Annotated in this window: 14 protein-coding genes; 12 read left to right on the top strand and 2 right to left on the bottom strand. The window is 47.1% G+C overall.

What is annotated here, in order from left to right:
- Positions 1 to 94 precede the first annotated feature (94 nt).
- The 3 genes from codA (at position 95) to VR7878_RS00285 (ending at position 4,548) form a co-directional block, all read left to right on the top strand.
- Positions 95 to 1,342, top strand: coding sequence for a cytosine deaminase (gene codA / locus VR7878_RS00295; RefSeq protein WP_077332328.1), 1,248 nt, complete (start codon positions 95 to 97; stop codon positions 1,340 to 1,342).
- Positions 1,343 to 1,502: 160 nt separating this feature from the next.
- Positions 1,503 to 4,067 carry a bifunctional diguanylate cyclase/phosphodiesterase gene (locus VR7878_RS00290; protein ID WP_077332326.1) on the top strand — a complete coding sequence of 855 codons (2,565 nt, stop codon included), beginning with the start codon at positions 1,503 to 1,505 and terminating at the stop codon, positions 4,065 to 4,067.
- A gap of 100 nt (positions 4,068 to 4,167) precedes the next feature.
- Positions 4,168 to 4,548 (top strand): VOC family protein, encoded by a 381-nt coding sequence (locus VR7878_RS00285; protein ID WP_077332324.1) that lies wholly within the window; start codon positions 4,168 to 4,170, stop codon positions 4,546 to 4,548.
- Positions 4,549 to 4,631: 83 nt separating this feature from the next.
- Here the strand turns inward: VR7878_RS00285 and VR7878_RS00280 are convergent, their stop codons facing one another.
- Both VR7878_RS00280 and asnS read right to left on the bottom strand, forming a co-directional pair.
- Positions 4,632 to 5,822: an amino acid aminotransferase gene (locus tag VR7878_RS00280; protein WP_077332322.1), complete on the bottom strand. Its 1,191-nt coding sequence runs from the start codon at positions 5,820 to 5,822 to the stop codon at positions 4,632 to 4,634.
- A gap of 265 nt (positions 5,823 to 6,087) precedes the next feature.
- Positions 6,088 to 7,488 carry an asparagine--tRNA ligase gene (gene asnS / locus VR7878_RS00275; RefSeq protein ID WP_077332320.1) on the bottom strand — a complete coding sequence of 467 codons (1,401 nt, stop codon included), beginning with the start codon at positions 7,486 to 7,488 and terminating at the stop codon, positions 6,088 to 6,090.
- Positions 7,489 to 7,903: 415 nt separating this feature from the next.
- Between asnS and glyA the strand changes: the two genes are divergently transcribed.
- The 9 genes from glyA (at position 7,904) to VR7878_RS00230 (ending at position 19,862) form a co-directional block, all read left to right on the top strand.
- Positions 7,904 to 9,169, top strand: a complete 1,266-nt coding sequence (glyA, locus tag VR7878_RS00270) for a serine hydroxymethyltransferase (protein ID WP_077332318.1) — start codon at positions 7,904 to 7,906, stop codon at positions 9,167 to 9,169.
- 31 nt (positions 9,170 to 9,200) lie between these two features.
- A complete protein-coding gene (locus VR7878_RS00265; RefSeq protein WP_077332316.1) occupies positions 9,201 to 10,454 on the top strand; it encodes a sarcosine oxidase subunit beta family protein in 1,254 nt (417 codons plus the stop codon).
- 16 nt (positions 10,455 to 10,470) lie between these two features.
- Positions 10,471 to 10,761 carry a sarcosine oxidase subunit delta gene (locus tag VR7878_RS00260; protein ID WP_077332314.1) on the top strand — a complete coding sequence of 97 codons (291 nt, stop codon included), beginning with the start codon at positions 10,471 to 10,473 and terminating at the stop codon, positions 10,759 to 10,761.
- Between the two features lie 11 nt (positions 10,762 to 10,772).
- Entirely contained in the window at positions 10,773 to 13,790 is a 3,018-nt protein-coding gene (locus VR7878_RS00255; RefSeq protein WP_077332312.1) for a sarcosine oxidase subunit alpha, read from the top strand.
- A complete protein-coding gene (locus tag VR7878_RS00250; protein WP_077332310.1) occupies positions 13,783 to 14,448 on the top strand; it encodes a sarcosine oxidase subunit gamma in 666 nt (221 codons plus the stop codon). Before VR7878_RS00255 ends, VR7878_RS00250 begins: the two co-directional genes overlap by 8 nt.
- 52 nt (positions 14,449 to 14,500) lie before the next feature.
- Entirely contained in the window at positions 14,501 to 15,367 is an 867-nt protein-coding gene (purU, locus tag VR7878_RS00245; protein WP_077332308.1) for a formyltetrahydrofolate deformylase, read from the top strand.
- 222 nt (positions 15,368 to 15,589) lie between these two features.
- The gene (locus VR7878_RS00240; RefSeq protein WP_077332307.1) at positions 15,590 to 16,969 is read left to right on the top strand and encodes an L-serine ammonia-lyase; all 1,380 of its coding nucleotides are present in this window, start codon (positions 15,590 to 15,592) and stop codon (positions 16,967 to 16,969) included.
- 526 nt (positions 16,970 to 17,495) lie between these two features.
- Entirely contained in the window at positions 17,496 to 18,641 is a 1,146-nt protein-coding gene (gbdR, locus tag VR7878_RS00235) for a choline metabolism transcriptional regulator GbdR (protein WP_077332305.1), read from the top strand.
- Between the two features lie 243 nt (positions 18,642 to 18,884).
- On the top strand, positions 18,885 to 19,862 hold the full coding sequence (locus tag VR7878_RS00230; RefSeq protein WP_077332303.1) for a dipeptidase: 978 nt from the start codon (positions 18,885 to 18,887) through the stop codon (positions 19,860 to 19,862).
- Positions 19,863 to 19,885 lie beyond the last annotated feature (23 nt).

Genomic DNA, 19,885 nt, shown 5'->3' with positions numbered 1-19,885 from the left:
TTCTCAAATACAACTGTTCTCAAATACAACTGCTATCAAATACTACTATTCTCAAACAAGGATGTATGACCACGATGATGAAGGGAAATAAGAAATGAAAATTATCAACGCACGTTTAAGAGGGACTGAAGGACTCTACTCGATTCAAATTGAAGATGGTATTTTTCAGAAAATCCAATTGCAATCTGGTCAGCTTGATGAAGCTGCGGATATTGATGCCATGGGGAAATTATGTTGTGCCCCGTTTGTGGAACCTCACATTCATCTCGATGCGGTTCTGACCGCCGGTGAACCGCGCTGGAATATGAGTGGCACGCTCTTTGAGGGCATTGAGTGCTGGGCGGAAAGAAAAGCACTACTGGATATCGATGATGTTAAACGACGTGTACTGACTGCGGCTGAATTGCTGATTGCCAATGGTGTTCAGTATATTCGTACCCATGTTGATGTGACCGATCCCGAATTGACTGCATTGAAAGCGATTAACCAGTTGAAACCGGTACTCCAACCCTACCTTGATTTACAAATCGTCGCTTTCCCGCAGGAAGGTATTTTCTCTTACCCGAACGGTAAGGCATTGATGGAACAGGCATTGGAAATCGGGATTGATGTCGTCGGGGGCATTCCTCATTTTGAATTTACCCGGGAATACGGCGTTGAATCGATGCACTGGGTTGTCGAGTTTGCCCGCCGACACGGGAAGTTAGTCGATGTGCATTGTGATGAAATTGACGATGAAAATTCCCGCTTTCTTGAAGTATTGGCAACAGTAGCACTGGAACTGAATATGGGCGCAAAAGTGACTGCCAGTCATACAACTGCCATGCATTCATATAATAATGCTTATTGTTCAAAATTATTTCGGTTACTGAAAAAGTCACAGATTAATTTCGTTTCTTGTCCGACTGAAAATATGCATTTGCAGGGACGCTTTGATGAATTTCCGAAACGGCGGGGGATTACCCGGGTGAAAGAACTTCATCGGGCGGGAATTAATGTTGCTTTGGCGCAAGACTCGATACAAGACCCGTGGTACACCTTGGGAAATGGAAAATTGTTACGTGAACTAGATTTTGCAATTCATGCTTGTCATATGATGGGATATGAAGACCTAGTGAATGCACTCAGTTTTATTACCGACCATGGTGCCCGCGTGCTGAATATCTCTGATCAATATGGTATTGCCGAAGGAAACCCCGGGCATTTGATTATTTTGGATGGCATTGATGATGTCTCTGTTTTGAGAAATCAGAGTGATGTCCTTTGGTCAGTCAGAGCCGGAAAAATTATCATTGAGCGTCAACCGGCAATATTGAGACACGACGTTAAAATGAATCTTTGAGTTGAATTTTATTGGTGATTTTCTAATCTAAACAAGTTAACCTGCTATCAATAAGAATATTATTAAATAATAAACTGAGAAGTGTTTTATTCCGCTTTCCCCAACAATTGTGGAAAGCGTTTCGAAAAATAATGCTAATATGATTTGAGAATTTGCGGCTATGAGTAGTGCTAATTCGCCTTTGGGAAATGAGCGACATTTATTGTGGATTATTCAACTGGCGCCAATATTTGTCGTTGGTTGTCTGGCACTGGTGCTAAATAGCTATTTGTATGAAGCGGACCGGCAACGATTAGCTGAAAATAGCAGTGCGCTGTACCATGAGATGATGCTCTCAGAGAAGTTGCTGACCCAGCAGCATGTCGCATTGATTCACAAAGAATTCGGCCGGCAAAAGTCCTATCTGATGCAACATCTTCAGTTTCAGGTTCGTCAACGGGTTTATGACGCGTATGAACTCATCCGTCACCTCTATGATCAAGATAATGCCCTGTCTCCGGAAGAGATTAAACTTGCTGTGACACAGGCGCTTCAATCTCAAAGTGAGCTTCCCCGTTCTGGCTACTTCTTTATTCAGTCACGCCTTCAATCGGGAATATTGAAGAAACAGTCTGAGAATATTCAAGTTTTACCCGCCTCTTTTCATCCCGACGTACCGGTCTCTGAAGATTTTCTGAGACAGATAGAACGTCAGGGCGAATCTTTTTTCCGCTGGGATGTCCAGTCCCAATTTCCTTCATCTATGTCGGAGCCAAGTCAGCGAGAAAAAATGGGATTTGGTAAATATTTCTCCCCACTGGGTTGGGTCATCGGTGCGGTTGAAAATGTTACGGATATGGAACACAACGTTCAGCAGTCATTACTCAAGTGGATTGATCAATATCCTTATGAGCATGTCCGTCACCAAAGTGGTGGCGCATATATGATATCGGTTGTTGATCAATATGGCCGGGTTTTGGCGGATAATGCATCTGTCTACATCGGGAAACAACTGAAACATATATTATTGCCTGAAGGGAAGAGTGATACCTGGCAAAGTCTTGCTCAGTCTCATCTTCCCAGCCGGTTTGTGCAAGGGAAGATGGTATTCAATAACGGGGAAGCCGGTGATGAATCAATGCTTTATATCGAAAGTTTAGGCGATTGGGGATGGCATGTCGTTGCCGGATTTCCGATGGAGCGCTTTGATCATTACTTTCAGCAAAAATTCGCCCAGATCAAAAAGAAAAGTGACCAAGCATTGTGGAATATTGTTATCTTCAGTGTGTTGTTCTCGGGGATAGTTTTACTGCTGTCTTTTTATATTGGTCGGCTGATCGCAGGCCGCTTTTCCCGCTATCAGGAAAAAATTCGTCAGCATATCGAGCATGTCGAAGATTCTCGGGATCAGATGCATTTTATGGCGATGCATGATGTGTTGACCTCATTGCCCAATCGGATGATGTTTTTAAAGGGCGTTCAAAAGGAGGTATTCAGACTGCGCGCTAAATCGCAGGCGCAATATCTGGTGATTGTATTTGTTGACCTGGATGAATTTAAGAAAATTAATGACACGTATGGTCACGCGACGGGCGATCAGTTATTGATGACCGTTGCTGAGCGTTTTCGTCACTTACTGGGGGCGCATGAATTCGTTTCTAGATTCGGGGGCGATGAATTTGTTTTTTGCTTTTCGGAATTGTTACAAAAAGCCGAAGCTGAACATAAAGTTTCACGGATACAACGGGTATTTGATGAGCCGTTTGAGCTGGGTGGGACGCAATTACAAACGACATGCAGTATCGGAGCCAGCTTATATCCTGATGATGGAACATCAGCAGAGGAGTTATTGCATAAAGCCGATGTAGTGCTTTATCAGGCGAAGAAAAAACAACGGGGAAGCGTTGTCTTCTACAATCAGGAAATTCATGCGCATTTGCAGCATTTCATTGCGATTGAAGCCCAGCTGCAACATGCGTTGCGTAAACATGAAATGTTTATCTGCTACCAGCCGTTAGTGCACGTCAAAACGTGGAATGTGCTCGGTCTTGAAGCTTTGGTTCGGTGGGATAATGATGTTCTCGGTGCAGTGGCGCCGGAAGAGTTTATCCATATTGCGGAAGATGTCGGTCTGATTTATACATTGGGAAACTATATTTTTGAACGGGCTTGCCGAGAGGTCTTAGCATTGAGTCCGAATGGTCTTTATGCGTTAAGCCTGAATGTCAATGTTTCGGCAAAGCAGCTTCTGACTCCGGGATTTGTGAATGATATTACTGCAATCATTGAGCATGTCGGCATTGATATCAGCCGAATTCATATTGAAATTACGGAGAGTGCTTTTATTCGCGAATTTCAACAAGCCAGAGAGGTTTTATTCTCTTTGAGACGGGCTGGTCTTCGCATCTCGCTGGATGACTTTGGTAAAGGTTATGCCTCTTTGAGTTATCTCAATCAGCTGCCGATTGATGAAGTGAAGATTGATAAAAGTTTTATCGACAAGATGTTATGTAGTGAAGAGAGTTGCTCTCTGATCAAAACCATACTGGCGATAGGGCAGTCGGCGCCTTTCCGTGTTGTGGCGGAAGGCGTAGAAACTTACGCACAATTGCTGGCATTGACCAATCATACTGCGACCGGCTGTCTGGTTCAGGGCTATTATTTTGACAAGCCAATGAGTGTCGAAATGATTCAGCAAAGAATGCGCTCTTCTAAACGCTGGGATTGTGGTATTTCGTCAGACTGAACGAAATCGATCAATAGCCCCTAGACAGCCGGTTCTCCTTGTAGCAAGATAAATCCGCATGTTATTGATATAAATATGCTACTTATCAAAAGGAGAGCTCATGTTTAGTCACATCGTCGTTGGTTCAAACGATATCGAAAAATCAAAAGCGTTTTACGATGCAACTTTGGCTGTTTTAGGTTATCCGGCTGGGGTGATTGATGAAAAAGGTCGCTGTATCTATGCAAATTCTGAAGGTGTTTTTATCGTCACATCTCCCGTGAATGGTCAGGAAGCAACCCCGGGGAACGGGATGACTATCGGTTTTAGCGTCTCAAATCCAGAACAAGCTGATGCGTGGCACCAAGCGGGAGTCGAAAATGGCGGTGTCACTTGTGAGGATCCTCCGGGTATTCGCGCGCATTCCGGTCGGGAGTTATATTTAGCCTATCTGCGTGATCCGACAGGCAATAAACTGTGTGCAGTTTATCGTATTTCTTAATGATATCGGTCAGTTGATACAAAACATCCCGGAGATTCCGGGATGTTTTTATCGCCAACACTTTATGATATCACCGCAACGAATTAAATGACTGCAGCGATAGCCTTACACAATGGCAACATGTTGTCTTTTGTCATACCGGCAACACTAATTCTTCCTGATCCGACAATATAAATCCCAAACTCATTTTTTAGCTGTGCGACTTGCTCAGGGCTGAGACCCGAGAATGAGAACATGCCGTTTTGACGCGCAATGAAGCTAAAGTCTTGCTCAACACCTTGCTCTTTTAAGGTTACAACGAACAGATCACGCATTTCTTGAATGCGATCACGCATTTCTGCCACTTCTTGAATCCACTCAGCATGAAGCTCAGGATGATTCAGAATTGTTGTGACAACAGCAGCGCCGTGAGCAGGGGGATTGGAATAGATTGAACGAATAATGCTTTTCACTTGGGAAAATGCTGTCGTCGCAATCTCTTTGGATTCAGCTACAAGCGTGAATGCACCGACACGTTCGCTATACAGGCCGAAATTTTTCGAAAACGAGCTGGCAACGAGTAACTCTTGATTATAACGGGCAAAGATCCGCAGACCCGCAGCATCTTCTTCAACCCCTTTAGCAAAGCCTTGATAAGCAAAATCAAACAGAGGAATCAATCCTTTCTCTGCCACAAGTTTTGCCAGCGTTTCCCACTCTTCAAGGGTCGGGTCAATCCCAGTCGGGTTATGGCAGCAACCGTGTAATAAAACGATATCACCGGCACTGGCACCTTGCAGGTCGGCAACCATTGCAGCAAAATCTTTATCTTTGGTTGCCGCGTTATAATAGCTGTATTGTGCGACTTCGAGGCCGGCAGCCTTAAAAACGCCGTTATGGTTAGCCCAGGTTGGATTACTGATCCAGATTTTCGTGCTGCTCAAATGACGTTTGATGAATTCACCGGCGACACGCAGCGCACCGGTTCCGCCCGGCGCCTGAGATGTTTTCGCTCGTTGACTGGTGACGATTTCTGCGTCTGAGCCAAACAGAAGCTTCTGTACCGCCAGTGCATAATCAGCCATTCCTTCAATGGTGAGATAAGATTTTGTTTTTTCTGATTCGAGCAGTATGGCTTCCGCTTTTTTTACTGTCGCGAGGATCGGTGTCTGACCGGATTCATCTTTATAGATCCCAACCCCGAGATTAATCTTCTCTGAACGGGGATCGCTTTTGAACTCTTCAGTGAGTCCGAGAATGGGATCAGCCGGTGCTGCGACAACTTTTTCAAACATGTTTTTCATCCGTGTAAAATTGAAAGGAAATGGTGAGTTTTTATGCCAGTTTCGTGACATCGTGATGCAATTATTTATACCTCTATGGCTATCTTGTTACAACCGTCACACGATGAAAAAAGTAAATAATTTCTGATCCTGTTTTCCTGACAGGGTGAACGGTTTTGTGTCAACAGCCTCTGGAAATCAGTAGGCAAGTAAAACCGGGGAAAAATAAAAATGCCACCGGAAACGATGGCATTGAGAGTGATCAAGGGGATCTGGCTTAGAAGTTTGCTGAACGCGGTGTTCTCGGGAATGGAATCACATCGCGGATGTTCCCCATACCTGTGACATAAGAGACCAACCGTTCGAAGCCGAGACCGAATCCTGAATGAGGAACGGTGCCGTAACGGCGTAAGTCACGATACCAGTTCATACTTTCCGGTTCGATTCCCATATCAAGCATCCGTTGATCAAGGATGTTCAAACGTTCTTCACGCTGAGAGCCTCCGATAATTTCACCGATTCCCGGAGCGAGCACATCCATTGCAGCAACGGTTTTACCGTCATCATTCATCCGCATATAAAATGCTTTGATATCTTTCGGATAGTTTTTCACCACAACCGGTGCTTTAAAGTGCTCTTCAGCGAGGTAGCGCTCATGTTCTGAAGACATGTCGATACCCCATTCAACCGGGAACTCAAATTCTTTACCGGAATCGAGCAGGATTTGAATCGCATCGGTGTAATCAACTTGTGCGAAATCTGACTCGACAAAGTTTTCCAGGCGGTTAATCACATCTTTATCGATTCTTTGAGCAAAGAATTCCAGATCATCACGACGCTCTTCAAGTACGGCTTTAAAAACGTACTTGAGCATATCTTCAGCAAGTTTGGCGATGTCGTCCAGTTCGGCAAATGCAACTTCTGGTTCCACCATCCAAAATTCTGCTAAGTGGCGGCTGGTATTGGAGTTTTCTGCCCGGAATGTCGGACCGAACGTGTAAATTTTGCTCAGGGCACAAGCGTAGGTTTCACCGTTTAGCTGACCTGAAACGGTCAAAAATGTCTCTTTGCCGAAGAAATCTTCGTTAAAGTCCACGTTGCCTTGCTCTGTCAGCGGCAGGTTGGTCAGATCCAGCGTGGAAACGCGGAACATTTCACCGGCACCTTCACAGTCAGCAGCGGTGATCAGCGGCGTCGAAACCCAGAAAAATCCCTGTTCATGATAAAAACGGTGAATTGCCTGAGAAAGGCAGTTACGCACCCGGGCAACGGCACCAATTACATTCGTACGCGGACGCAGGTGTGCGACTTCACGCAGGTACTCGATTGAGTGACGAGTTTTTGCCATCGGATAAGTGTCTGCATCTTCGACCCATCCGACAACCTTGACCGCTGTTGCTGCCAGCTCAAAGTCCTGACCTTGTGCCGGAGACGCGACGATTGTGCCGGTGACTTCGACAGAACAACCGGTTGTCAGCTTTAACACTTCTTCATTGTAATTATTGAGATTATTCGGGACCACGGCCTGAATCGGGTCGAAACAAGAACCGTCATAAATGGCAAGAAACGAAATTCCGGCTTTGGAATCACGACGTGTACGGATCCAGCCGCGGACAGTGACTTCACTGTCAACCGCGAGCTTGCCGCTTAATACGTCAACAACAGGCGCGTACGTCATAGTAGTGTTGGTATCCTTTAGTCAATTAATTATTACAAATCAAAAAATTATGCCGAAAGTGTTGGGGGCGGTCTCTGACAGTCATCTTTCCCCAGCATCAATAGAGCTTAACAATACACTAAAATCAATGACTCTTGAATGGTTTAGCGTGAAGAAAGCCGGAGAAGTGTATCTACTGACGACATTTTTAAGACATCTTGCACCGTAATGATTGAACTTTGTTCAATTAAAACGGGGAAGCGACAGACTGACAATGCCTGAGCCATCGTTTTCATCCTCATTTTTTTATTCACCACTATGTCGCAAATCGACATCGGTGAGGCGTTTCGAAACATATCGACATAGAGGTCAGCCGATAACATCAGCGGGTAAGGACGATATGCCCTGAATAAAAGGTCAGCATGGAGAAAAATAAATGTTTACAAAGAATGATTCGATAGCCGGTTTCGATGATGCGGTATGGGCGGCAATGCAGCTTGAAGCAAAGCGACAGGAAGAACACATCGAGCTGATTGCATCAGAAAACTATACTAGTCCGCGTGTCATGGAAGCGCAGGGCTCTGTTCTGACAAACAAGTATGCCGAGGGCTATCCGGCAAAACGTTATTATGGTGGCTGTGAGTATGTCGATCAGGTGGAAAGCCTGGCCATCGAGCGTGCCTGCCGTCTTTTTTGTGCTGATTACGCTAACGTGCAACCACACTCGGGTTCTCAGGCGAATGCTGCGGTTTATATGGCATTGTGTAATCCGGGCGATACGATTCTGGGAATGAGTCTTGATCATGGCGGACACTTAACGCATGGCGCCAAAGTCAGCTTCTCCGGAAAAATCTACAATGCGGTACAGTATGGCCTCAACCCTGAAACCGGTGAAATCGATTATGATCAGGTTGAGCGTTTAGCCAAAGAGCATCATCCGAAAATGATTGTGGCCGGTTTCTCGGCTTATTCAAGAAAAGTTGACTGGGCACGTTTTCGTGAAATTGCTGATATGGTCGATGCATATCTGTTTGTCGATATGGCTCATGTTGCCGGTCTGGTTGCAGCAAAACTCTATCCTAACCCTGTCCCTTGGGCTGACGTTGTCACCACCACAACCCACAAAACCCTGCGTGGTCCGCGTGGGGGGCTGATTCTGGCACAAAGTAATCCTGAACTGGAAAAGAAACTCAACTCAGCGGTTTTCCCCGGTGGTCAGGGCGGTCCGTTGATGCATGTGATTGCGGCGAAAGCCGTTGCTTTTCAGGAAGCTCTCCAGCCAGAGTTCCGAGATTATCAGCAACAAGTCATTCTTAATGCGCAGGTGATGGCTGAAGTATTGAGCAGCCGTGGATTCGACATCGTCTCTGACGGCACCGATAACCATCTGTTCTTGCTCAGCTTAATCAAGCAGGGTTTAACCGGTAAAGCAGCCGATGCTGCACTGGGCAAAGCTAATATTACCGTCAACAAGAATGCTGTTCCTAATGACCCGCAGTCACCGTTTGTGACGTCAGGGTTGCGTATCGGCTCTCCTGTCGTCACCACCCGAGGATTTAAAGAGAAAGAATGTACGCTGTTGGCCGGCTGGATTGCTGACATTCTCGATGTCCTTGATGATGAAGCAAAGCTGGAGAGCACCATCGAACAAGTTAAGTCACAGGTAATCGCGCTTTGCGCTGAATTCCCTGTGTATCGCTGAGTCTGCTAAGGATTGTCTGGGAGTAGTATTTATGGAGCGTTATTCTGGATTTGGGCTGTTGAAGCACAGTTTCGCCTATCACGAAAACTGGCAACGTGTCTGGCGTAATCCAAAACCCAAGAAGAAATATGATGTCATTATCATCGGGGGCGGCGGTCACGGTTTGGCAACGGCTTATTATTTGGCGAAAGAGCATGGCATTACCAATGTTGCCGTGATTGAAAAAGGCTATCTGGGCGGCGGAAACACAGCTCGCAACACCACCATCGTCCGGTCAAATTACTTGTGGGATGAAGCGGCTCATCTTTATGAACATGCGATGAAACTCTGGGAAGGTCTGTCTCAGGATTTGAACTATAACGTCATGTTTTCGCAGCGTGGTGTGTTGAATCTCGGTCATACCCTACAGGATATGCGCGATATCGAGCGGCGGGTCAATGCGAACCGTCTCAATGGTATCGATGGTGAAGTTTTGGATGCCAAGCAGGTACAAGAAATCGTACCGCATATGGACTGTTCACAGAACCGCCGTTATCCGGTGATGGGGGCTTCGTGGCAGCCACGCGGTGGGGTTGCCCGTCACGACGCTGTGGCATGGGGTTATGCCCGCGGCGCAGATAGTTACGGTGTTGATTTGATTCAGCAATGTGAAGTGACCGATATGGTCATTGAAGATGGTGCGATTGTCGGGGTGAAAACCAACCGTCACGGAATTATCAAAGCAAACCGAGTCGGTTGTGTAACCGCAGGCAACTCGGGGGTGATGGCCAAAATGGCTGGTTTTGAAATGCCGCTTGAATCTCACCCGTTACAAGCACTGGTGTCTGAGCCGATTAAACCGATTCTGGATACCGTGGTGATGTCGAACCACGTGCATGGTTATGTCAGTCAGTCTGATAAAGGTGACTTAGTTATCGGTGCCGGGATTGATGGCTATAACGGTTACGGCCAGCGTGGGTCATATCATACGATTGAGCATACGCTACAGGCGATAGTTGAGCTCTTCCCAATCTTTAGTCGTGTCCGCATGAACCGTCAGTGGGGCGGTATCGTGGATACAACCCATGATGCCTGTCCGATTATCTCAGATACGCCGGTTGAGAATCTGTTCTTCAACTGTGGTTGGGGAACGGGAGGCTTCAAGGCGACTCCCGGATCAGGACATGTTTTTGCTGCCACACTGGCAAAAGGTGAAGCACATGCGTTGGCAAAACCATTTTCGATGTTCCGTTTTCATGATGGTGCATTGGTGGATGAGCATGGCGCAGCGGGCGTAGCACACTAAGCGAAGGAGAGCATCTATGTTTCACATCTATTGCCCGCACTGTCATGAAGTGCGGGAAGAAGAAGAGTTTCATGTGAAAGGTCAGGCACATATTTCTCGCCCGCTTGACCCTGAACAGTGTAGCGATAAAGAGTGGGGAGAATTTCTCCATTTTCGGAGCAATCCCCGTGGGTTACATCATGAGATCTGGTATCACGCGTTTGGGTGCAGAAAATTCTTCAATGTGTCCCGAGATACAGTGACTTACGAAATCAAGCAGGTTTATAAAATCGGTGAACAACCTGAAAGCATAGCGAAACAGGGCTAAGGAGCGGAACTATGAAGCAGAAAAATCGCTTGTCGTCAGGTGGCCGTATTGATCATTCAAAACCGCTGAATTTCACATATAACGGTCATCGTTACCAAGGGTTCAAAGGGGATACGGTTGCATCAGCATTATTAGCCAACGGCATTGATATCGTTGGTCGTAGTTTTAAATATAGTCGTCCGCGCGGGATTGTAGCCGCCGGGGCGGAAGAGCCGAATGCAATTTTACAGCTGGGAGCGACTGAAGCGACTCAGGTGCCGAATGTCCGGGCAACACAACAAGAGTTGTTCGATGGTTTGGTCTGTGCATCAACCAATGGCTGGCCGAATGTTGAAAAAGATCTCATGGGGGTCTTCGGTAAATTCAGCGGTAAGATGATGCCGCCGGGATTTTATTACAAAACATTTATGTCTCCGGCCTCGATGTGGCCGACTTACGAAAAATATATTCGTAAAGCTGCCGGGCTTGGCCGTTCTCCGCTGGAAAATGACCCGGATACCTACGATCACATGAATCAACACTGTGATCTGATGGTTGTCGGTGCCGGCCCTGCCGGACTAACGGCTGCACTGAGTGCTGCGCGTGCCGGTGCCAGAGTCATTATTGCCGATGAACAGAATGAGTTCGGTGGCAGTCTGCTCAGCACGCAAGATATTATTGATGGTAAACCAGCCCTTGAATGGGTGCGGAATGTGGTTGATGAGCTGGAAAGCTATCCGGATGTGATGTTGCTGAAACGTGCAACCGTCAATGGTTATCACGACCATAATTTTCTGACGATTCACGAACGGAAAACCGACCATCTGGCTGATCGGGCCGGACCGAATCAGGTTCGTCAGCGTTTGCACCGGGTTCGTGCCCGCTGGGTCGTGCTGGCGACCGGTGCCCATGAGCGGCCGCTGGTTTACGGTAACAATGATGTTCCCGGCTGTATGCTTGCATCAGCGGTATCAACTTACATCAATCGTTATTGTGTGGTACCGGGAGAAAAACTGGTACTGATGACTACTAATGACGGGGCTTATCAGACGGCGATCGATTGGTTGAACGCTGGTCGTGAAGTCGTTGCGATCGTTGATACACGGGCAAAGCCGCAAGGCGAACTGATTGATAAAGCCAAGGCACTTGGCATTCCGGTGATGTCCGGCAGTGCGGTGATTGATGTCGAAGGTAAGAAACGTGTCTCCGGTGCCGTTGTCGCAAGTATCGATAGTGAGGGGGACAAAGTAACCGGTAATGTCCGCACCCTTGGCTGTGACACGATTGCCAGCTCCGGTGGCTGGAGCCCGGTGGTTCATTTATCTTGTCACACCGGCAGTCGTCCGATTTGGGATGACAGCGTGATCGGTTTTATTCCCGGCAGAACGGTACAACGTCAGTTAACGGCAGGTTCGATCAATGGCCTGTTCAATCTGGACGAAGTGCTCAAGCAAGGGGTGGCTATCGGCCATAAAGTCACCGAACTACTCGGCTTTAGTGCAGAAAAAGTCACTGTTCCACAAGTGGCGACAGTTAAAGAAGGCCCGGCGATGGCACTGTTCCATGTGCCCCATACCAAACCCACTTCTCGGGCGCCAAAACAGTTTGTTGACTATCAGAATGATGTCACGGCTGCCGGCATTGAGCTGGCAACGCTGGAAGGTTTCGAATCCATTGAACACGTCAAGCGCTATACCGCAATGGGCTTTGGTACCGATCAAGGGAAATTGGGTAATATCAATGGGATGGCGATTGCTGCCAAGAAACTGGGGCAGACAATCCCTGATACCGGGACGACAATTTTCAGACCCAATTATACACCGATTACCTTTGGTGCCATTAGCGGTCGTCACTGTAATGACCTGTTTGACCCGATGCGTTATACCGCAATGTATGAGTGGCATGTTGCTCACGGTGCAAAATTTGAAGATGTCGGTCAGTGGAAACGGCCTTGGTATTACCCGCGGGGTAACGAAACCATGCAGGAAGCGTTGAATCGTGAATGTAAAGCCGTCCGCGAAAGTGTCGGGGTTCTCGATGCATCCACGCTGGGTAAAATCGATATTCAGGGCAAAGATGCCCGTGAATTTATCGGTCGCGTTTATACCAATGCTTGGGCGAAACTGGCTGTCGGTAAATGTCGCTATGGCCTGATGTGTGGTGAAGACGGCATGGTGTTTGATGATGGGGTGACTTCTTGTCTCGGTGAGAATCACTTCCTGATGACGACTACTTCCGGCGGCGCAGCACGCGTGCTTGAGTGGCTGGAATTCTATCATCAGACCGAATGGCCGGAGCTGGAAGTTTATTTCACCAGTGTGACCGATCACTGGGCGACGATGACGGTTGGCGGACCAAACAGCCGTAAATTACTGGCCGAGCTGACTGACATTGATCTGAGCAACGATAACTTTAAGTTTATGGACTGGAAACAGGCACATGTTGCAGGTGTCCCTGCCCGCATCTTCCGGATCTCATTTACCGGAGAGCTGTCATTTGAGATTAATGTGCAGGCGAACTATGCCCAATATGTCTGGGACAAACTATTCGAGCATGGTGAAAAATACAATCTGACGCCTTACGGTACAGAAACCATGCATATTCTGCGTGCTGAAAAAGGCTTCATTATCGCCGGACAGGATACGGATGGCTCTGTCACACCGTATGACCTGAATATGGGGTGGTGTGTCGGTAACAATAAACCGTTCAGCTTTATCGGTAAGCGCGGTATGGCACTGGAAAGTAACGCCCGTGAAGGACGCAAACAACTGGTCGGGCTGAAAACCGTCGATCCGCAAGTCGTGTTACCCGAAGGGGCACAGGCGGTCAACGACCCGAATCAGCCGGTACCGATGGAAATGCTCGGTCATGTGACGTCAAGTTACTGGAGTGCAAATCTGAATCGCAGTATTGCGATGGGATTTGTGAAAAACGGTCTGGAGCGGATGGGAGAGAAAGTCTATTACCCATTGGTTGACGGACGGGTGGTTGAAGCTGAAATTTGTAGCGCGGTATTTTTTGATCCAAAAGGAGAACGGCAGAATGTCTGATGTATTAAGCCCTGAAAAACAACAAGCGTCCGGGTCTGACCTTGTCGCAGTGATGGATCAATATGCGTCGGTGCCGGCTCAAACACCACTGCACATGAGTAAAAAGGCTACTGTTGTCTCGAATTCTGAGGTCGCAGGTGTCACGATGAAAGAGATTGCCCTGCTGGGGCATCTCACACTCAGAGGTGACAGTCATGATCAAGGTGTGATTGATGCAGTTGCGAAGGTACTGGGGCTCCCATTGCCAACATTGCCTCTGACATCCGCTGAAAAAGATGATAAAGCGATTTGTTGGATGAGCCCTGATGAATGGTTGATTCTGGTTCCCGGTGAACAGGCTTACGATGTGGAAGTTGCACTGCGTGAATATCTCTCCGGTCATTTTTCAATTGTCAATCAGAGTGGCGGTCAGACGGTTATTGAGTTAAGTGGCCCTCAGGCGGTCAGTCTGCTGAAGAAAAGCACCACGCTCGATGTGCATCCGAAGGAGTTTCCGGTCGGTAAGATTGCGGGCTCCGTATTGGCGAAGAGTTCAGCCATATTCAGGCGGGCTGACGAGCAGCGCTGGCAGATTATTGTACGTCGCAGTTTTGCCGACTATATCTGGCGGTGGTTCTCGGATGCCGGTAAAGAATACGGTTTAGCCATTGAAAAATAAGATATAAAGATTCTGCCGGGTTGTGACCCGGCAATTTTTACTGGAGTAACGAATGAGTCCTTCTTCTGATACTTGGATTGTAACAGCAAGCTGTCCCAGCCGTTTAGGTACGGTTGATGTCGTCACCCGTTTTATGGCGGAATCGGCAAATTATATCAATGAGATCCATTCATTTGATGATCGGGTGCTTAATCAGTTCTTTTTGCGGATCGAGTTTACGCCGGAAGATGAGCATTTCTCTCCTGAGCAGTTTAATCAACACTTTGCAGCAAGAGCCGAGCCGTTTGAGATGACTTGGCAACTTTATCCGGCGAATAAGAAAGACCGGGTGGCGATACTGGTTTCGAAATTTGACCATTGCCTGAATGATTTATTGTTTCGCTACCGGACCGGTCAGCTCAATATCGAAGTACCGGTGATTATTTCCAATCATCCCGATTTAGAGTCGCTGGCGAAATGGCATGATATTCCCTATTACCACCTGCCGATCACTCCCGAAACCAAACGGGAGCAGGAAGAACAGATTTTACAACTGGTTGAACAGTATCAGGTTGATTTAGTGGTATTAGCCCGCTATATGCAAGTGCTGTCACCTGAAATGTGTGCAGCTTTAGACGGTCGGGCGATTAATATCCATCACTCGCTGCTGCCCGGATTCAAAGGTGCCCGTCCTTATCATCAGGCTTGGGAAAAAGGTGTAAAGATGGTCGGGGCGACCGCACATTATGTCAATAACGATCTGGATGAAGGTCCGATTATTACGCAGGGCATTCAGCCGGTGGATCATGCGCATTACCCTGAGGATTTGGTCTCGAAGGGGCAGGATATTGAGCGGATTACGCTATTTAACGCTGTTCGTTATCATGTCGAGCGGCGGGTGTTTCTCAGTGGTAACCGAACCGTGGTTTTCAGTAATTAATCTCAACGGTGAGGTTTGAAAATCGCAGGGTTGCATGTGAATAAAGACAGAAAGATGCGCGATGCTCTGCTATACAATAATGATAAAGGGAACCATTTGGTTCCCTTTATCATTTTCTCGTCGACATCAGTCGTCAGGATGTCGTTTTAGAGCATGTCTTCATGGTCTGAATCACCAATAATTCAGCATATAACAAGAAACGGATTTTTGTAGGAGCGAGCCATGAGTATCAGCGTATTTGATCTGTTTAAAATCGGTATCGGACCATCCAGCTCTCATACTGTCGGCCCGATGCGGGCAGCCAGTCTTTTTGCTGAAACACTGGTGAACCGACAAGTGTTGGCCAGCATCGAGCGGGTCGGAATCAAATTATACGGCTCGCTCAGTGCAACAGGCGTCGGGCACGGTACAGATAAGGCTACGGTTATGGGACTGATGGGATATCAGCCCGATACGATTGACCCCTCGGCGATTGAACCGGCAATCAAAGCAACCGTAGAAACAGGCACATTACGGTTGGCAAAACAGAAGACCATTTCTTTCGACTGGCATACCGATCTGCTGTTTATTGATGAACCTTTACCATATCACCCCAATGCGATGTATTTGGCTGCTTACGGTGCGGATAATGCGGTTGTGGCCGAAAATATTTATTATTCGATTGGTGGCGGGTTTGTGTTGGATGAAGCGTCGATTCAAAAGACTGAATATGTGACGCCCCAGATTCAACTCCCTTATGAGTTTTCTACCGCCAAAGAGCTTCTCGAAATTTGTCACAAACACAAGTTGCGAATCAGTGAATTAGTCATGAAAAATGAACAATCCTGGCGGACGGTACCGGAAATCGATGCCGGGATTGACCAACTGTGGCAAGTCATGCAGGAATGTATTGCCAACGGTATTGAGCAAGAGGGGACTTTACCCGGCGGGCTACAAGTGAAGCGACGAGCGTCTTCTCTGCATCGTTCTTTGATTCAATCCAATGATGACAACGTCATCTATACCTCACTGAGTGGGATGGACTGGGTGAATCTTTATGCGTTGGCAGTGAATGAAGAGAATGCTGCCGGGGGACGAATGGTGACGGCCCCGACTAATGGTGCTGCCGGGATTATGCCTGCGGTTTTGATGTATCACATGCGTTTTCATCCGAAAGCCAAGCCGGAAGATGTCCATAAATATTTTCTGGCGGCCAGTGCGATTGGCGCCTTGTGTAAAATGAATGCGTCGATATCCGGTGCTGAAGTCGGATGCCAGGGTGAAGTCGGATCTGCCAGTGCGATGGCTGCTGCCGGGTTGACAGAAGTGCTTGGCGGCACACCTGAGCAGGTCGAAAATGCAGCCGAAATTGCCCTCGAGCACAATTTGGGGCTTACCTGTGATCCCGTCGGAGGGTTAGTTCAAGTCCCTTGTATTGAACGCAATGCCATAGCAGCGGTGAAATCAATCAACGCAGCCAATATGGCGTTACGCGGTAATGGGGAGCATTTTATTTCGCTTGATAAAGTGATCCGCACGATGAGAGATACGGGTCGGGATATGCAGGATAAATATAAAGAAACATCTCGTGGCGGATTAGCGGTCAATGCCATCGAGTGTTAAGCTCATTCCATTGCGTCAGCGGAGTCTATTGATTCCGCTGATGATCCCGTTTTCGGCCTCTGAATCGTCAATACCCGCCAATACCATATTTATTCATAAAAACCGTCATGAACCGATGCAATATTCACCTCAATATTTCATGAAATCATTCATATCGGTTTCTTACTTAATACCTTGCCTATCAACGGATACCGAGTTGAATTGTTCCTGATTCACCGAGCGCGCCACTTTGGTGCGGCCTGATGAGTTATCTTGGTGCAATGCGCTCATTTTATGCAAACAAGTTGCAAAAATTTTCATATTTTAGTGACCCATTTTCCTTTATATCCCTGCCAGAAAATGTGCCATATCGCCCTTATTTACTACGTTTGCGACTTCGATCAATTTTTGTTAAGCCAATAGATGAATTTTGGAGTAGGGAGTGTTTATTTTAAGGTATAAATGTTGCTAATTTGTTTCTGTTCGATGTTTACAGTTAACGAATTGTTAAAAATCTCCACTATTACAAGCAAAATGGAGTCGCGCAATGTCAGCATTATTAAATAGCTCGCTCAAAAAAGAATATCCGCAAAAGGAAGTTAGTCGTATTGGCTTTTTATTGTTAAACAATTTTACCATGATTGCCTTGGCGTCAGCGGTTGAGCCGTTGAGAATGGCCAACCAGCTCAGTGGTAAAGAACTCTATGATTGGTATACGATCACAGAAGATGGGGAGCCGGTTTCGGCGAGTGATGGCATTACTGTAACTCCGGACACATCAATCAATGCAGCACCGAAGCTGGATACATTGATTGTTGTCGGTGGCGTGAATATTACCCGTAGTTATACACGTCGTCAGGTGAGCTGGGTTCAATCTTTGGCACGCAAGCATATCAATCTGGGCGGGGTTTGTACCGGCCCTTATCTGCTGGCTGATGCCGGCGTGATGGATGGTTATGAATGTAGTGCACATTGGGAATGTATTGCCGCATTGCAAGAAGCATATCCCCGGGTTTCATGCACCAATAATTTGTTTGTGATTGATCGTGATCGCATGACCAGTACCGGTGGCTCGGTACCGATGGATATGATGATCAACATGATCAAACGTGATTACGGTCATCAGTTGGCTGCCAGTATTTCTGAAATGTTTATTTGCGACAGAATTCGGGGCGAAACCGATTATCAGCGCATTCCGCTCCGGCATGTTTTGGGGACGGCACAACCGAAACTGGTCGAAGCCATTACGCTGATGGAAGCCAACATTGAGGAAACGATTGAGCTGGATGAACTGGCGGCATATGTCGGACTGTCGCGCAGACAGTTAGAGCGTCTGTTCCAGAAGTATCTGCAGTGTCCGCCGTCAAAATACTATCTGAAGTTGAGACTGTTCAGAGCCAGACAATTGTTGCGTCAGACATCGATGTCAATTATTGATATCGCAACGGCTTGCGGGTTTGTTTCATCTCCGCATTTCAGTAAATGTTATCGGATTCATATTGGTATTTCACCCCGGGCTGAACGTCTCGGTCATGGTGAGACCGAACTCGAAAATGTAATACTGACGCCGGATGTGGTTGAAGATAATCCGGTCCAGGCAGACATTTCTGTGTTTGAAGTGCCGAGTCTTCGCTCTTCACGTGCTTTGTATGAAGCGCAATACGAACCGACTTATGGCTCGGTTCTGGTCTGATTTTAGCCGTTTTCCTGTCAAAGCCGCCGGGTCTCCCGGCGGCTTTCGTCTGTCTGGCGGAACAATCCCTCGCATATCCTCAATTGAATAAGTGCATTTGAACGATGACCTGAAAACGACGCCCTGAAAACGACGCTTCAGGTTACGCAAAAGGTGTTCTGAGTGACGTTTTCAGAACACTCCTCAGTTGCAGTAATACCTATTCTGAGTACCAAGCTCACAGTGAAATGAATCAGGTGAAAAATGGACTCAAGGGAATTGCATGATGATGCGATCGTTATCGACGGACTTGTGATAGCGAAATGGGATCGTGATTTATTTGAAGATATGCGTAAAGGCGGAATCACGACGGCAAATTGCACAGTATCAGTCTGGGAAGGCTTTCAGAATACGGTGAATAATATCGTTGAGATGAATAATCTGATTGAAGCAAACAGCGATATTATCACTAAAGTACGCACCACCGCCGATATTCGCCGGGCGAAGCAGGAAGGCAAAACCGGGGTGATGATGGGGTTCCAGAATGCGCACGCTTATGAAGACCAGCTCGGTTATGTACAGGTCTTCAAAGATCTCGGTGTTGGCGTTGTCCAGATGTGTTACAACACGCAAAATCTGGTTGGTACCGGGTGTTACGAACGTGATGGCGGTTTATCCGGTTTCGGACATGAAATCGTGGCGGAAATGAACCGTGTCGGCGTGATGTGTGACCTGTCCCATGTGGGCGCAAAAACTTCAGAAGAAGTGATTCTCGCGTCGAAAAAACCGGTCTGCTATTCCCACTGTCTCCCCAGCGGACTCAAAGATCATCCCCGTAATAAATCCGATCAGGAACTTAAGTTCATCGCTGATCACGGTGGTTTTGTCGGTGTCACCATGTTCGCACCGTTTTTGAAAAATGGCATTCATTCAACCATTGAAGATTACGTTGAAGCCATTGCTTACATATTTAATTTGGTTGGCGAGGATCAAATCGGAATCGGGACCGATTTTACGCAAGGTCATGGCCAGCCCTTTTTTGAATGGTTAACTCACGACAAGGGCTACGCCCGTCGCCTGACTAATTTTGGCGAGATTATCAACCCGGAAGGTATTCGTACCCTTGGTGAGTTTCCTAACTTAACTGACGCACTGTTACGCCATGGTTTTACTGAGACTCAGGTTCGGAAAATTATGGGCGAAAACTGGCTGCGTGTTTTAGGTGACGTGTGGGGCGAATAAACCACCTTTACAGCGTTTAACAT

This window comes from Vibrio ruber DSM 16370, assembly GCF_900163965.1.
GTDB lineage: Bacteria > Pseudomonadota > Gammaproteobacteria > Enterobacterales > Vibrionaceae > Vibrio > Vibrio ruber.
This window is presented reverse-complemented; position numbering and strand designations above follow the sequence as displayed.

Coding starts and splice junctions, on each gene's coding strand:
- codA (WP_077332328.1), top strand. CDS start 95: ATGAAAATTATCAACGCACGTTTAAGAGGGACTGAAGGACTCTACTCG.
- VR7878_RS00290 (WP_077332326.1), top strand. CDS start 1,503: ATGAGTAGTGCTAATTCGCCTTTGGGAAATGAGCGACATTTATTGTGG.
- VR7878_RS00285 (WP_077332324.1), top strand. CDS start 4,168: ATGTTTAGTCACATCGTCGTTGGTTCAAACGATATCGAAAAATCAAAA.
- VR7878_RS00280 (WP_077332322.1), bottom strand. CDS start 5,822: ATGTTTGAAAAAGTTGTCGCAGCACCGGCTGATCCCATTCTCGGACTC.
- asnS (WP_077332320.1), bottom strand. CDS start 7,488: ATGACGTACGCGCCTGTTGTTGACGTATTAAGCGGCAAGCTCGCGGTT.
- glyA (WP_077332318.1), top strand. CDS start 7,904: ATGTTTACAAAGAATGATTCGATAGCCGGTTTCGATGATGCGGTATGG.
- VR7878_RS00265 (WP_077332316.1), top strand. CDS start 9,201: ATGGAGCGTTATTCTGGATTTGGGCTGTTGAAGCACAGTTTCGCCTAT.
- VR7878_RS00260 (WP_077332314.1), top strand. CDS start 10,471: ATGTTTCACATCTATTGCCCGCACTGTCATGAAGTGCGGGAAGAAGAA.
- VR7878_RS00255 (WP_077332312.1), top strand. CDS start 10,773: ATGAAGCAGAAAAATCGCTTGTCGTCAGGTGGCCGTATTGATCATTCA.
- VR7878_RS00250 (WP_077332310.1), top strand. CDS start 13,783: ATGTCTGATGTATTAAGCCCTGAAAAACAACAAGCGTCCGGGTCTGAC.
- purU (WP_077332308.1), top strand. CDS start 14,501: ATGAGTCCTTCTTCTGATACTTGGATTGTAACAGCAAGCTGTCCCAGC.
- VR7878_RS00240 (WP_077332307.1), top strand. CDS start 15,590: ATGAGTATCAGCGTATTTGATCTGTTTAAAATCGGTATCGGACCATCC.
- gbdR (WP_077332305.1), top strand. CDS start 17,496: ATGTCAGCATTATTAAATAGCTCGCTCAAAAAAGAATATCCGCAAAAG.
- VR7878_RS00230 (WP_077332303.1), top strand. CDS start 18,885: ATGGACTCAAGGGAATTGCATGATGATGCGATCGTTATCGACGGACTT.